The organism is Rhizobium sp. H4 (assembly GCF_003013335.1).
Classification (GTDB): domain Bacteria; phylum Pseudomonadota; class Alphaproteobacteria; order Rhizobiales; family Rhizobiaceae; genus Rhizobium; species Rhizobium sophoriradicis.
Genome location: NZ_PSOW01000013.1, coordinates 195287 through 210747 on the forward strand (window position 1 = coordinate 195287; position 15461 = coordinate 210747).

Genomic DNA, 15461 nt, shown 5'->3' on the forward strand with positions numbered 1-15461 from the left:
GATGCTGCAGGGAAATCGTCGCGGTAAAGGCAAGACTGTTCTGGTGGCAGGAGGTGCCGGTTTCGTCGGTTCGCATATCTGCGACGCGCTCCTCGCCCGTGGCGATTCCGTCATTTGCGTCGACAGTTATATCACCGGCTCGCGCGACAATGTCCGGCCATTGACGAACCATCCGCGCTTCCGGCTCGTGGAACAGGATGTTTGCCAGTTCCTGGACATCGGCGAGCCGCTTGACCAGATCTACAATCTGGCCTGCGCCGCGTCGCCGCCGCAGTATCAGGCAGACCCCGTCCACACGATGATGACTTGTGTCGCCGGTACAGGCAACCTGCTGGCGCTGGCCGAACGGCATGCCGCGTCTTTCCTCCAGGCCTCGACCAGTGAGGTCTACGGCGATCCGGCCGAACATCCGCAACGTGAGGATTACCGGGGCAATGTCAGCTGCACCGGACCGCGGGCCTGCTATGACGAGGGAAAACGCGCGGCGGAAGCGCTTTGCTTCGACATGTTGCGTGCCCGTCGCGTCGATGCTCGGGTTGCGCGTATTTTCAACACCTATGGGCCGCGCATGCAGGCGAATGATGGCCGTATCGTTTCCAACCTGATCGTCCAGGCGCTTTCGGGAAAACCCCTTACCATCTATGGGAGCGGCATGCAGACGCGATCATTCTGCTATGTCAGCGATCTGGTCGGCGGTCTTATGGCGCTGATGGATGTCACGCCTAATCCCGGAATGCCGGTCAATCTCGGCAATCCCGGCGAATTCACCATCAACGAACTCGCCCAGATGATCCGTTCAATGGTGCCGAGAAAGACCGTCATCGTCTACAGGCCGCTGCCGAAGGACGACCCGCAGCGCCGCCGTCCTGATATTTCCCGGGCGACGGACCTTCTCGACTGGCGGCCGACGGTGCCGCTTGCCGAAGGTCTTGGATACACGGTGGAGTGGTTTGCCAATAGTCTCGGTGGCCGTGTGCGGCGCGTAGCGGCGCCCCGCCGGCCACGGAACGTCGCTGTTTCGCAGGCGGCCCCCGCGCAAAGCTGATGGAAACTGAGGTGCGAAGGATGACCAACCTTGCTTGGAAACGCCGCACCGCCCGTTACTTCGCTCGCCGAGCTCCCCGAGAAACAAGCTATTCCCCTGCCAACCAGGGAAACGTCATGCGGGCCCGCCAGTCCCCGATCCCGGAAAGATGAGTGGAAGCCGGCCCAGCCGCGTTACATGCGCTTAGATTTGTGTTGGAGCATCGGCCTCCACCTCGGCATAGAGCTGGCCGCACATCGTCAGCGATCGTCGCATGGCAGCGACGCGATCTTCGGCGTCTTTCAGCGAATAGGCCCAGACTTCGGTCGCCCAGCTCTTTCCATCCATCTCGTACTGAAGGGCGAATCTGTAGAGCCGTCGCTCATCCGCGTCGGTGCTTACGAAAGCGCGATCCGGATTGTCGCGGCGCTCTTTCCTGCCGGGGAAGCTTAAAACATTCACGACGCGCTCCTAGGCTCGCCTCATCGCCGGGGCCCTTCTCCGGCCTAACCAGACCGTCTCGATTTCGTTCCCTTCGATCCTGGCTCGAGCAGTCTCATTGGCGCCAGGAGCGTTGTTGCGTCGCCTCGCGTGCGTTAGGGCTGATGTCCCAGTCGCCGCCCGTCATTTTGAGAATGGGGTCGGCCCGTTAAGGACGCAGGCGTCAGAAAGAAGCGATTACGGATGAGAGGCGAGAACGACGGCTCGCCGGAACAGGACCGGATCATCGGCCTATTGCGGGGGGCAGAAGGTTGGCGCAAAGGCTGAGATTGCGGCAAGCACGGCAGCTCAGAAGCGACCTTTGCCGCCGTGACCCGCAAATATCGACGCTTTTTCCGGCAAGGCTGTAAATCACCTTAGGCGTAAGCAAAACCTTTGGTCACACCGACCGAAGGAACATTTCGCGCCATGACTTTCAGATCCTCGCGAACCATTTCCGCGATCAGCTGATCGAGACTGGTCTCGTGTTTCCAGCCAAGCGTCGTGTGCGCCTTCGTCGGATCGCCAATCAGAAGATCAACTTCGGTCGGGCGGAAGTAGGCTGGATCGATCTCTACAACACACTGACCTGAAGTCTTGTCGAATCCCTTTTCCTCGACCCCGTTCCCACGCCAATCAATCGGCATGCCCACCTTGGCAAAAGCCTTTTCGACGAAGGAACGCACCGAATGCGTCTCGCCGGTCGCAAGGACATAATCCCCCGGTTCGTCCTGTTGCAGCATCAGCCACATGCCGCGGACATATTCGCGAGCATGTCCCCAGTCGCGCTTGGCATCCAAATTGCCGAGATAGAGCCGGTCCTGCAATCCAAGATGGATCGCCGCCGCCGCCCGCGTGATCTTGCGGGTAACGAAAGTTTCTCCGCGGATCGGGCTTTCATGATTGAACAGGATGCCGTTCGAAGCATGCATGCCGTACGCTTCGCGATAATTGACCACGATCCAATAGGCATAGAGCTTGGCTGCCGCGTAGGGTGATCGAGGGTAGAAAGGCGTCGTTTCGCTCTGCGGCACTTCTTGGACTTTGCCATAGAGCTCCGAGGTGGACGCTTGGTAGAAGCGCGTCTTCTTGGTCAGCCCCAGCAGGCGAATTGCTTCGAGCAGCCGCAGGGTGCCGGTTCCATCGGCGTTTGCGGTATATTCCGGTGTCTCGAACGAAACTTGAACGTGGCTCTGTGCGGCGAGATTATAAATCTCGTCCGGCTGCGTTTCCTGGATGACGCGGATGAGATTGGTCGAATCCGTCATATCCCCGAAGTGCAAAATGAAGCGAGGATTCTCGACATGGGGATCCTCGTACAGATGCTCGATACGACTGGTGTTGAAGGACGATGAGCGTCGTTTGAGGCCGTGAACGATATAGCCCTTGTCCAGGAGCATTTCAGCCAAATACGCACCGTCCTGACCTGTTATGCCCGTAATCAGTGCAACTTTTTGGCTCTTTGTCATACCCATATCCATGATTGCCCTCCAACTCGAACAATAGTGCGACAGTTCATTTATGTATTATCTTCGATTTCAAAGAAAATATATTATTAATTATTGTTTTCTGAGTATCGTCGGTGTGGGGCTGGTAATATTTCATCAGAGATTTGGAAAAAAGCTCTGAATCGCTGAAATTATACAGCGCGTGTTTGTCGGGGCTTACATTGTTGATCGCGACAAGGATTTCCGAATTTCGCGGGCTTTTCATGTGCTGCAGGCTGAACTCGACCGCGCGACGGCTCGTCTTTCCCCATCTGACAACGGCCAGTGTTCTTTCCGTGAGCGCAGTCAGAAGCACGGTATCTGTCGAGGCGAGCACGGGCGCGCTATCGAAGATGACAATCCGCCCGGCCGCGCCCGCCACCTCGATGATATCTGCCAGGCCGTTCGGACGAACGCGTCGCTGCAGACTGAATTTGCCAGATGGAATGAAGTCGATACCGCTTGGGTGGTGGTAGACGATGTCGCGGATATCTGCCTGGCCGTTCAGGTATTCGTTCAAACCCTGCTGTAGCCCCGACCTGAAGAACGACTCGAGTTCCCCGCGTCGAAGGTCGCCATCGACCAGCAGTACTGGAATTCCGGCGGCGGAGAGTTCGATAGCCAGCGATCTTGCGACAAGCGACTTGCCTTCTCCGCTGTGAGCCGACGTAACGACGATACTGTTCGGCACCTTGCCGCCGTTGGACTGTTTGAGTGTCAGGATCACGGTACGGAGTGCTTCGTCAAACATCGGCACCTGCACAAGCCTGAAAATCGTCTTTGGATTTTCCCTCCGCGCCAGCCGTGGAATAAGTCCTGCCGGTATCGTGCGGGCCATTCCTGCTATCTGATCGAAACTCCGGACGGACTGGTCCCACATCTCGAGTACGAAAGCAGCGGTTACAGCTGCCGAGATTGCAGCCAGGAGGGCGCCCACCAGATAGAAGAGCCTTCCGCGTCCCTGTGACACGAGCGGCACCGAAGCCGGTGAGAAAACCTCCAATTCCGCGCCCGGCAGTGTGGCCTTGGCGGCGAGGTCCCGACGCTGGTCCTCAAGCTTGTCGAGTGCGGCTTGCTCGTTTTCGGCAATACGCTGCAGTCGTGTCAATTCGGTCTGCGCCAGGGCATCGCGTGTGCGTTTTTCCTTAGCGACAGCCAAGATGGATTGCACTGCGTTGGCTTCATGATCAAGGGCGGCAAGCTTGGCGCGCATTGATTGGAGATATTGCTTGGTTGCGAGGTCGAGATCGATACGGGATTGTTCGATCTTCCTGCGTAAATCCACCACGGCCTCGGCATTGCTGTCATATAGCTCGAGCAGACGGGAAAGATCTTCCTCCTGTGCGCGAAGATCGCGTTGCTTCGTGTTGATGCTATCGGGGACGGCGATGTTCTGCACCGCCGCCGAAGGGTTATCCGCGGCTTCCAGCGCCGATATCGTCGCTTTTACCTCAAGCCGGCTTTCCTCGATTTTACCTTCGCGCCCGGTGAGTTCCAGGAGGGTTTTGATACGTTCATCCTGAGCGTCCTCTTTCGAGAGGATGTCCATCGATTCTTGATAGTTGCGGGCAGCGTCGCGAGCAATAACCGCGCGACCCTTCTGTTCGGCAATGCGCTGTCGGATCCATGTTTCCGCTGCATCCAGGCGGGCACTGACACTGCCCTTCCGCTCGTCGAGATAAATGCTGACGACACGGTTAGGAACAGCGGCTGCGAGTTCAGCATCATTTGCCGTGAAGCTGATCTGGATAACTTCGCTCCTCTCTTCGTGCCACACTCCGAGTGCTTGATAATATTCCCGGATAGTGGCTTCGATGCTGTCTCGTGCCGCCGAAGCGGGCTTTTCCGCGTCGAACAGGCCTCGCAGGTTTGCCCGGATACTCTCAAAGAACGAGACCTTCCGCAGCGCTGGATTGAACTCCTCCCGCATGTTAAGCCGCATTTCGCGCACGACTCGCTCTGCAATACTTCTGGATAAAAGCCGCTCAGTCTCCGATTTCACGTCAAGCGGATTGCCGCGGCTGGTATCCTCCGCACCAAGTGATGTCGCGAGAGGCTGGTGGACGATCAATCGGGCCGAGGCCTGATAGGTGGGCTTCAACCCAGAGATCATAATCGCCGCGGGCGCCACCAGCAGCAAGGTTATCGCAATGATCAAGACCATTCTTCGCCGCAGCATACGAAAGGCGGACGCGAGGTCTAGGTTATCCGCCTTGGTCTCGACCTGAGCGCGAGGATCATACCGCATTGGCGAGATCGGAAGGTTGCGGTCCGGCGGAACAGTGGAAATCGTCATCGTGCGGCAGCCCATCCTTGGTGTTTCGCGGATACGGTTTCGTAAAGTTTTTCAAGCGAGCGCATATAGACCATCATGCTGAAATTATTGACATAATGCGCGCGCCCCTGCACGGAGAGGCGGATGCACAATTCTCGGTCAGACACCAGCTTTGCCAAAGCTGCGGCCAGGGCATTCTGGTCTCCCACCGGCACGAAAATCCCGGTCTCACCATCGGTAATGACTTCCTCATGCGCCCCAACACGCGTCGTTACGACGGCGAGCCCATGGGACAGTCCTTCGAGCACGGCCATTGCGAGCCCTTCGGCGTGCGACGGCAGGACCAGAATATCTGCACGCGCGCACAAGGCTCGCGCCTCACCGGCGTCAAGCCAGCCGGGCATCTCGACCCGATCGGAAAGCGTCATGGCGTCAGCCAGACGGCGATAATGCTCGACAGGACCATCGCCGGCCAGTACGGCCCGCCACCGGAGTTCTTTCATAAGCGGGTTGTTCAGGGCCGATAGAAGCTCCGTTACCCCCTTGCGTTCGCTCAACCGGCCGAGGAATACGATCAGCGGTGTCCCGCCGTCGCAAATATTATGCGTCCCGGGATCGGGGACGCAATTATGGGCGACGACCGCGCGGCGCTCGTCGACACCCAGAAGGGTCGTCAGCGTTGCGCGATCGCGCTGGCCCAGCGCCACGACACGGCCGGCATTCTGAAACATCCGACGTATGAGCCGTTGTTGACGCGGCGAGCGTTGCGCGAAATCGCCGGCGTAATCGTAGTCGTGAAGGTGCAATATGTGGCAGCACCCTAATAGGCGGGCAGCCTCGGTCAGGATCAGTTTGCGAGAAGTGCTGCCGCGGCCAGCGATGTGGATATGGTGAATGCGGTCAGGCGCAACGATCCGGTCCTTTGCCATTGCCAGGATGGCCCCGACCAGTCGCGCCGGCGAAGTCAGTTTGGACCATCGAGCCCCTCTTGTATCGGTGACGAAATGCTTCGCGCCGGTCTCTTTCGCCGTCTCTATTATATAGCCGACAAGCCTGCCGATGCCGCCGCCGTTCTCGCAGCCGCCCGGAAGATAATGGCGGACGCTAGCCGCGCTGCGGGCCGCCTGCCGGCTTCTGTCTGTGAGGGCTTCCATCAGCATGACCTCACCACCTCCCGATAAACTGCCGCGGCCCGGCCGCCGACCCGTTCAGGCGAATTCGGCCCCTTGGCCCATTCGAGCGCATTGGCGCCCAACCTGGTTCTGAGCTCGCCGTTGTCTGCCAATGTCCTGATCGCTGCCGCGAGCTCTTTGGCATCACCGGGGGGGACCACTATCCCCAACCCGTTGGGCTCAACGGTATCCCGCAACTCGCCGACGTCAGTAACGATGACAGGTTTGCCGAATGCGGCGGCAAGGTTGAGCACGCCGCTTTGGGAGGCTTCCGTATAGGGAAGCACGACGATGTCGGTGTCCAGGAAAAGCTGGGCGACCTCTGCATCTTCGATAAAACGATTGCGAATATCATAGCGATCGGCATCCCCCATAAGCGGCAGGAATATCGCCGGATTGTCGCCACGGCCCGCGACCGTGACGCGCAGGTTGGGAAGCGCGTCCTTGAGCATCGCTTCGGCCCGGACCAGATGTTCCAGACCCTTATAGGCGAATATCCGTCCGAACAGCAGGACGCGTATCGTTCCATCCGCTTCGCGCGCCGTCATCTTCTGTCGCCGGGCGAGCTCCGCATAGCGAAGAATGGAGGGGTGCGAAAGAACATGGACGCGGTCGGGCGATTTTGCATATCGGTCGAGGACCATCCGCTTCAGCCCCTCGCCATGCACGACAAGGTGTCCGGATTGCTTCACCATCAGTTCGGGAGCCCAGCCAGGCAAGGTACGCGTATCGGCGTCGCCCGGATGGATTTCGACGTCATGGATCGTCGTCACAAGCGGGATAGGGCGCCAGAACGGAACGGCGAGGTTCAGCCAAAGCGTCGAATTGCTGAGGAGATGAATGAGGTTCGGCTGTTCGCGCCGGATCAGGCGCGTGAGCTGGTACAGGAACCACGGATTGGAGAGAGAACGGTGTCTCGGCCAGTCGAGAAGGTGCAGATCGACAGCCGGGTCGAAGGAAGAGGCGAGATGTGCATAGCGCCGGCGCGGCACGGCAAGCACAACATCGAGGTGCTGAGCAACGCCGCTGGCAAAGGAAATGGTATAGTCTTCCAGTTCGGACACCAATAGCAGCGCCTTCATTGCGCTACCCCCGGCAAGCCCACATCCAGACCGAGCCGCGACAGGCCGCGCGCCGAGCGCAAGCTGTCGCGCGTCCGCCTGAGCAGGTTCGGCTCGCCGGCAAAGAAGAGGCCTTCGATGGCAAGCTTTAACCGCGTGAGCGCATCGGCGCCCTGCAGCTTTGCCGACGCAACGCGATAGGGATAGTGATCCCTCAGATGTAGTCTTGCCGGCAGTTCATGAGTTGAGAGAAACAGGTTCGTTGCTTCAACAGTATGCTGCCAGTGCGTCATCCGTCTCCTGAGCGTCGCGGCATCTTCGGTGGGGCGATACCAATTGTTATTGTGGATGCGGTAGAATCCAAGCGGATCCGGCATGGCGATCACATCCCCCAGAAACGGATAGATTCCCACGAGCCAGGCGTCGGCCGATATGCGGAACTGTTCTGGAATGTTGCCCGCAGCATCCCAAGCGCTGCGTCGTACCGCGACCGCCGATGTCATCGGGAATGGCCACCAACCTGCAGAGCGTGTGAGCAGCGACGACAACGCGCCCGAACAGAGGGTTCGAGGGATTGGCTTGGACGTCGGCGTGCCATCGACAAGCGTCGGCTGCAGTCGATGATAGACGAGCGATGCTTGAGGATTGGCACGGAACGCTGCAGCCGTCGCCGACAGCTTGCCCGGCGCCCACCAGTCGTCGGCATCCAGAAAACAGAGGATCTCGCCGGTGCTCGATCCTACCGCGGCATTGATCGCAGCGGCCTGTCCGGCGTTCTCCTGAAAGATCACCTTCACCCGGTTGCCGTATGCTTCCAGAACGGAGCGCGAGTGGTCGGTGGATCCGTCATCGACGACGACTATCTCGACGTTGGCCTTGGCTTGGCTCAACACGCTGTCTATCGCCCGCCCGACAAAGCGTGCGTAGTTGTAATTGTTGATGAGGACACTGAGGGTCGGCCGTTCCATGACGCCCCCTCAGGTAGGTTGTCGCCATGCGCCGCTCTGCAGCGGCGCAAAGTTGCGCAGGAGGCCGACCGTCACGCAGCCGACGAAGTTTAGTGCCCCGCTGATGGCGATATCCAAAGTACCGCGTCGACCGAACAGCGCCTGGCGCGGAGCCAATGAGATCGCCGCAACGAGTGCTGCGCCGGTGGCGTTGGATGGAGAACTAGGATCATGACGCAGGAACATAGCAATCCTAAACCTTGCAGGCTTCGACTGCAGAAACAGCCTCTGCCAGAATTGTTGCCTCAGTCCAGTGGAGCGCGGCTTCACCACGATTCACAAGACATCGTCGCCACGGTACCGGTGAACGGACATGCGCAACATCTGCCCTTAAGGGCAATCATGCGGGCATGACGACCCGCCTTTGGGGTAATGCAAGCTCGGAGCTTAACCACAACATCGCCTTTGGGTGGAGAGAGGGTGCATTAGGCGTAGCCGGCCCTTCCCTAGGACAGGTTGACTGTTGATGTGGCCGGATGATTGCTTGAAAGCAGTGCCGCAAAAGGCCGAGACCTGTTGTTTTGATCCGTCGGATCAAGAGTCGCTTGTCTGTTCAACTCAGTCGGAACGGATCATGGGAGTAGCTAGCCTCAGAACTGCCAGCGGACCAACCATCAGTTGGCGGGCCATAGAATGCTGGGGCGCCGGCATATCCCTTTTTTTTCAGACAGGCGCCCTTCTGCCACTTATGCTGTCAGATGCGGACGGAACGCTCAGCGAATCTGCCAAATCTATACTGCGGCTTCCTTGCCTTCCAATATATGCATTTACAATCTTGGTCCTGATACGCAATTTTCCGCAATTTCTAACGGCGGTCAGGCGAAATCTGATTGTTCCCCTGATCCTCGCCCTGCCGTTTTTGTCGACCTTGTGGTCAATAGGACCTTCATCGACCTTGAGGCGCGCAATCGGCCTTTTGTTTTGCGTGCTTCTTTCCTACATCCTGGCGATCCGTTTCACGCCAAGGCAGTTGCTGTTCCTGTTATTTACGACCCTGGGAGCCTGTATCCTCCTCAGTGTGGTTATCTCTGTGGTGTCACCAGCCCTCGCCACTATGCCGGATGGAGCGATGCGGGGAGTCTTCGTTCACAAGAACGTGCTTGGCTGGTACGCGTCGCTGATGATCTTGGTGGCGACCGCCGTGCTGATCGACGACAAGCTCGGCTTGCGGCGAACCGCGTTCATCCTGTTGGCCGCGGGTATCATCTGCCTGGCGAGCTCCGGATCGATGACCGCAATCATTGCGACGATAGTCGCGTTTTGCCTGATCGGCTTTTATTCCCTCCTGCAAAGAAGCAGCAGCATTGGCCGCATAGTCATCGTCCTGTTTTTCATTCAGCTGTCTGTCGGCATTCTGATTTCGCTTCACGAATTCCTGGTTCCGGCCCTTGAAGCGCTCGGCAAGGACGCGACGTTGACGGGTCGGGTGCCATTATGGGAGCTGGTTGATCGCGAGATATCCGATCGTTGGCTGCTCGGTTATGGTTACCAGGCATTCTGGACGGACGCGAACCCCGAAGCGACGCACATCTGGACAAAGATAGGATGGGCCGCGCCCCACTCACATAATGGATATCGCGATATCTTGTTAAGCTTTGGAGTAATGGGAATGATCCCGTTTGCCCTGATGCTTCCCCATGCAATCCGCCAGGGCGCTTTCCTTCATTGTTATGATGCGCAGTATGGATGGCTCTGGCTCAATGTCCTTACGATCATGATCCTGGTGATGAATCTGACCGAGAGTATTTTCTTGGTTCAGAATGACGCGATCTTCATCCTGTTCACCACAGCCATCATCATGTTTTCGCTATACGCGCCCGTCGTTTCGAGCAGCCCTTCGCCATCTTGGCAGGCGTCTCGCGTGGCCGTATGAGAGGGTTGCAGAAATTGAGGCGGCGTTTTGGACTGATCCTGAGCATCTTGCCTGTCATGCTCTTTCCCAATTCCGGCAATTCGGCTTCAGCCGAAAAGGATATGGTCGCGCCTGAGCGCCTGCAAATGCTCATCCGGGAAGCGACCTGCGCGGAAGCTTCCGCGACCTCGTCATTCAAATTGGAGGAGACGCCTCTAAACGACGTGTTGAGAAGCAGCACCGCGGCGCGGACGATATTTTACGTCTCTCCCGATGGAGAAGACAGTTGGAGTGGCCTGCTCCCGACTGCAAGTCAGCAGGGCGGCGACGGCCCCTTCGCCAGCATTGAAAGGGCCCGTGATGCAGCCCGTGACAAGGGCGGGCTTGCCACGATCGCGCTTGGTAGGGGCGATTACTATCTTACTCAGCCGATTGTCTTCGACGCTCGCGACGCGGGCTTGATCCTGACGGCAAGATGCAATGAAACGCCGGTTCTGCATGGGGGGCCACGCCTGCCCAACTGGGCGCAGCAGTCCGATGGCCGCTGGACGGCGCCGCTGACGTTGCCGCCGGATGCAGGCGTCGGCGACCTTTTCGTCGATGGGATACGGCAAAACCGGGCTCGATTCCCCAACGCTCCCGCTGATGGAGACCCACGCAAGGGTTGGTTATTCGCGGCAAAGTGCGAGCCAGCAATCGATATGTGGGAAGGAAACACGCGCTTTTGTTTCCATGCCGGCGATCTTCCGGAACTGGGGGATGCGAGCGGGCTGGTCGTCGACATCGTTGGAGGTTTTCAACCCGGAAGCCAGTGGGGCAATGATACGCTTCCGGTCGTATCAATCGATGGCGCCGGCCGGACCGTCCATACCAAAGGCACGAGCTATTTCTTTACCGCAGAAGGCAGTCGCTACTTTTTGAGTGGAGCCAAGGCCTTGCTCGACGCGCCTGGAGAGTGGTGGCACGACCGTGTCGCGGGCCGACTTCATTTTATCCCTATCGGTCAGTCGTTCCCGAGTTCCGTCGTCGTTGCGGGTGTCCTGCCGACATTCTTGAAATTGGATGGCGCCAATGGGATGGTTGTATCCGGGCTCGAGATTAGAGACGGAGCGCCTGAAGGCAGCGGGAAATTCTATACGGATACAAGAGGGTTTGGCGCCATCCGGATCGAACACGCCGACGGTGTCCAAATCCTAGGCAACAATATCGAGAATGTCGGCGTCGGGATCCATGTGACGGAAAGCAAGAACGCGTTGATTGCCGGCAACGTGATCGCGGATGTGGCTGGCAACGGCATTTACGTCGGCACCAATTATGGCACCTTCGGCAAGTCGGACGGAGCCAGAGTCCTTTCAAACCACATCCATGACATTGGAACGGTGTATCTGGAGACCGCCGGAGTATGGTTCCAGGCGGCCGACAATGTCAGAATTGCCGACAACCTCATCGAAAACACGGCGCAGTTCGGCATCACCGGCGGTTCGCTGTGGGGTTCCAACGACGCCGTCTATAACGCCGTCATAGAGCACAACGTGATCCGTAACGCCAACCAGCGGACTGCAGATGGCGGTGCCATCAAGATGATGGGCGAGCAGGCCGACTCCTTGAAAAGCACCATCCGCTCCAATCTCGTGACCGGGACCGGCCATCTCATGAACAGAGCTGACGGAACGTTCTGGCCTCCCGGATATGAAAACACCAGCGAATGGCCCACTCCAATCAGCTGGGCAATCTATACGGATGGCAAGGCGAGCGGGCTGCGCATCGAAGGAAATTCGCTCTCGGATAACGTCGCGGCGATCGGCATCAACGGCGGCTGGAGCAACCTGGTAACCGGAAACCTGATTGCAGGCGGATCGGGTGCGGCCTTTCGAGTTGACGACAGTACCGGCAGAGGCTGGCACCCGCCATGGGCTGAGCCAAACCGTATCGAGAACAACGTTGTGTCAATTGACAGTAGCAGCCGGCTGGCAGCATACGTCTACGCTCCTGACCACGGGCCTGGATATGTGCAGTTCTCCGGTAACCGCTACATCGGCAATTTGAACGATAGAAGCTTCCGAATAGAACCTAGGATCATGCGCTTCGGAGAATTTGGCAGTCTGAGTGATCTCCAGAGGGCCGGGGCAGATACGGGAAGCGTCGTCGCGCCAGAGTAACAAAAGGGCGCCCATGACGAGCGCCTTCTGCGGTCAGGTCCGGAGTTATGCAGCGGAGAGCGCCGATCAAGATGCTGCACGAGCCCGGTCGACGAATGTAGGCAGCGCCGGCGATGTCGTTTGACCGTCCCGGCCTTAGCCGGTGAGAACGACGTTAGGCGGTTTAGCGATCTCATTGATCTTTCTGCGGCCGCCTGCCTCTGTCGGCATCGACCAAAGGCTTGTTAGCCGGAGCCGTCATCTGCCTATCGGCTCACCATGTCTGTCTTCCCGTTTTGTTAATGCCCTAGCCTGGCCAGTCTTGCTCGGGGCGCAAAACTTCTTCGGCATCTTCGCTTCAACTAAGCCTCCAATTCGGGGCGACGGTTATCATAAGGAGCATCGTGGCACACCATGGGGTACGCAGACTTACTTCCAATATTGTAAGTCATCTCGGCGTAAGACGTAAACGCGAAGTCTATTCTACGTCCAATAGCTGGAGCAGCAAGTATGGAGGCAATCGGCCTACCAGGATATTCTGATGACAGTTTCGGTCGCGAAAGCGCAGGTCATGAGAAAGCAACCAGCAGGCAGCCAGGCTTCAGTTCTTCATTCAGAGGGCGCGCTCAAATGGACGAATGTCCTTGGTGTTCGCATTTCGGCGGTCAATCTTAAAAGCGCGACCGGACTTATTCAAAACGCCATCGAAGACGGCAGGAAGGGATATGTGTGCGTTCGGGACGCACACGGCGTCGTCCGATGTCAGGATGATGCCGAGCTTCGGTCGATACATAACCGGGCGTTCCTCGTGACCCCTGATGGCATGCCGTTGGTATGGGCATTGAAACGTGCTGGCCATTTGGAGAGCGACCGAGTTTACGGTCCTGACCTGATGCTTTCTGTTTTCGATGCGGGCAGATCCAAGGGCTCGCGCCACTTCCTTTATGGCGCAACAACCCGGACGCTGGAGCAGTTGCAGGCGCGCCTTCTCGCAAGATTCCCGGACGCGCAGATAGTCGGCTCCTACGCACCGCCTTTTCATCAATTGTCGCTGCAAGAAGAGGCGGATATTGCAGATCGGCTCAATCAGTCAGGCGCGGATATTATCTGGGTCGGTCTCAGCAGCCCCAAGCAGGAACTCTGGATGGCTCGCATGCGCGATCGTCTGGATGCTTCGATGCTCATCGGCGTCGGAGCTGCTTTCGACTTCCACGCCGGTCTGAAGCGACAGGCGCCCAGGATCATTCAAAGAAGCGGCTTCGAATGGGCGTTTCGTCTTCTATGCGAGCCGCGACGGCTGTGGCGGCGCTATGCGCTTGTCGTGCCGACCTTCATCTCATTGACAGCATTCCAGAGACTGGGACTTCGGAAGTTTCCAATCGAAGACGAGGTTTTTGGATCGAGCGCGCCTAAAGCAGTAGCCGTAAAGGTGTAAAGCCACATGTCCCTACTAGCGTCGATATCCGACCTCCCGAAGGCAATCACCTCAAATGATGTGACCGCCACGCGAACGGGTCCGGCAAATTCTGTCCCCCCAATGGCAAACGCCACGCCGGGCGCTGCGTTCAGCAGGGGGCTAAGGCTGAATATGCCAGCTCCACTCAGGCGCAGGATACCTCGGCTCGCTACGTCATCATTGTTGGTTGGCGCCGACATTGCGGGTTATCTGATAGCCTATTCTGTTCTTCTGCCGTTTCTTCCCGACGGGTCGGAGAACATGGTGCTGGAGCGTGCTTTCGCCCTCGCAGCCCTGGCAGCGATCATCCTCTATGCATCGAGCGCGCTCTATCCCGGCTATCGGATCCACGACCACGAACATCTGCGCCGCCGCACGATGGCGTCTGTCAAGGTGGCTGTCATTGCGGCGCTTGGGGCAATCCTTCTACCGGAAGGGACGCGACTGCTGCTTCCCATCTTTGGGTTTCTTGGCCTCGGGTTGATTTTTCAGCCTGCCATGCATGGGGTTGCCCGTGGTCTGTCGCGGAGAGTTGGATTCTGGGGAGAGCGGGCGGTGATCATCGGTGGCCGCAATCGTATCCCCGCCCTCATGGCGCATTTCACAGACCATTGGCAGTATGGCATTCGGCCGGAACCCTGCGAGCCCGATTTTTCGGAACTGTCACCTGATGACCGCCCATCGATTGCCTTGATCGCCGATGATATGGGCTCGCTTACCGCTGAGTTGGCGACATTACGCAAGACCTTCAACGAGGTCATCCTGCTCTCCGACACGCCCAACCTCAAGGTAACCGGATTGCGGCCGGCTGACATCGGCGGAGAGATCGGTGTTCGCCTGGCGAGCAGCAGGGGGGCGGCAAACTCGAATCTGGTGCGTCGCGCCCTTGATCTCGCGATCGCAATCCCCGCGGTGCTGGTGCTTATGCCCATCATTCTCATTGCTGCTGCCGCGATCTATGCCATCGATCCGGGGCCGGTCTTCTTCAGGCACGCCAGGGAAGGCTTGTTTGGCAAGCCGGTGCACGTGCTGAAGCTCAGGACGATGTACAGAGATGCGGAACAACGCCTCGAAGCGTTGTTCCGAGACAATCCGGCCGCACAAGCCGAATGGTCCACTCACTTCAAGCTTCGGGAGGACCCGCGCGTCTTGCCGGTGATCGGGCATCTCCTTCGCGCATCGAGCATCGATGAACTCCCGCAGCTCGTGAATATCATTGCAGGGGAAATGGCATTGGTCGGACCCCGTCCGTTTCCGGAGTATCACCTCTCGGCGATGGATGGCGAATTTCGCGACAAGCGGCGTTCGGTCACACCGGGGCTGACGGGCCTCTGGCAGATATCCGAACGGAGCAATGCGGATCTCGAACTCCAGCAGCAACTCGACGGGTTCTATATCGACAACCGGTCATTGTGGTTCGACTGGCACATCCTTCTCAGCACAATTCCTGCGGTCTTAAAGGGCAAGGGAGCTTGCTGACCTTTTTCTCGTCTGCGGGCAACTATCAAA

12 protein-coding genes are annotated in these 15461 nt (G+C 58.2%); 5 read left to right on the plus strand and 7 right to left on the minus strand.

What is annotated here, in order from left to right:
• Position 1: 1 nt before the first annotated feature.
• The gene (locus C4N04_RS21065) at positions 2–1045 is read left to right on the plus strand and encodes a UDP-glucuronic acid decarboxylase family protein (RefSeq protein WP_106796935.1); all 1044 of its coding nucleotides are present in this window, start codon (positions 2–4) and stop codon (positions 1043–1045) included.
• Between the two features lie 183 nt (positions 1046–1228).
• On the opposite strand, the gene C4N04_RS21070 is transcribed toward C4N04_RS21065, so the two are convergent.
• From C4N04_RS21070 to C4N04_RS21100, 7 genes are all read right to left on the minus strand, one after another.
• Complete coding sequence (locus C4N04_RS21070) at positions 1229–1486, minus strand: hypothetical protein (protein WP_009995491.1); 258 nt, start codon at positions 1484–1486, stop codon at positions 1229–1231.
• 395 nt (positions 1487–1881) lie between these two features.
• Entirely contained in the window at positions 1882–2985 is a 1104-nt protein-coding gene (gmd, locus tag C4N04_RS21075; RefSeq protein WP_106796936.1) for a GDP-mannose 4,6-dehydratase, read from the minus strand.
• A gap of 34 nt (positions 2986–3019) precedes the next feature.
• On the minus strand, positions 3020–5287 hold the full coding sequence (locus C4N04_RS21080; RefSeq protein WP_106796956.1) for a tyrosine-protein kinase domain-containing protein: 2268 nt from the start codon (positions 5285–5287) through the stop codon (positions 3020–3022).
• Positions 5284–6426, minus strand: a complete 1143-nt coding sequence (locus C4N04_RS21085; RefSeq protein ID WP_106796937.1) for a glycosyltransferase family 4 protein — start codon at positions 6424–6426, stop codon at positions 5284–5286. Before C4N04_RS21085 ends, C4N04_RS21080 begins: the two co-directional genes overlap by 4 nt.
• Positions 6420–7520, minus strand: coding sequence for a glycosyltransferase family 4 protein (locus tag C4N04_RS21090; RefSeq protein ID WP_106796938.1), 1101 nt, complete (start codon positions 7518–7520; stop codon positions 6420–6422). Before C4N04_RS21090 ends, C4N04_RS21085 begins: the two co-directional genes overlap by 7 nt.
• Complete coding sequence (locus C4N04_RS21095) at positions 7517–8467, minus strand: glycosyltransferase (RefSeq protein ID WP_106796939.1); 951 nt, start codon at positions 8465–8467, stop codon at positions 7517–7519. The genes C4N04_RS21090 and C4N04_RS21095 overlap by 4 nt, the downstream gene beginning before the upstream one ends.
• A 9-nt stretch (positions 8468–8476) precedes the next feature.
• Positions 8477–8692, minus strand: a complete 216-nt coding sequence (locus C4N04_RS21100; protein WP_106796957.1) for a hypothetical protein — start codon at positions 8690–8692, stop codon at positions 8477–8479.
• Between the two features lie 388 nt (positions 8693–9080).
• Here C4N04_RS21100 and C4N04_RS21105 point away from each other — a divergent pair, with 388 nt between their 5' ends.
• From C4N04_RS21105 to C4N04_RS21120, 4 genes are all read left to right on the plus strand, one after another.
• On the plus strand, positions 9081–10379 hold the full coding sequence (locus C4N04_RS21105) for an O-antigen ligase family protein (protein ID WP_096763306.1): 1299 nt from the start codon (positions 9081–9083) through the stop codon (positions 10377–10379).
• 14 nt (positions 10380–10393) lie between these two features.
• Entirely contained in the window at positions 10394–12517 is a 2124-nt protein-coding gene (locus C4N04_RS21110; RefSeq protein WP_106796958.1) for a right-handed parallel beta-helix repeat-containing protein, read from the plus strand.
• Positions 12518–13067: 550 nt separating this feature from the next.
• On the plus strand, positions 13068–13931 hold the full coding sequence (locus tag C4N04_RS21115; protein WP_077993529.1) for a WecB/TagA/CpsF family glycosyltransferase: 864 nt from the start codon (positions 13068–13070) through the stop codon (positions 13929–13931).
• A 6-nt stretch (positions 13932–13937) separates the two neighbouring features.
• A complete protein-coding gene (locus C4N04_RS21120) occupies positions 13938–15431 on the plus strand; it encodes a sugar transferase (RefSeq protein ID WP_199852492.1) in 1494 nt (497 codons plus the stop codon).
• The last annotated feature ends 30 nt before the right edge of the window (positions 15432–15461 follow it).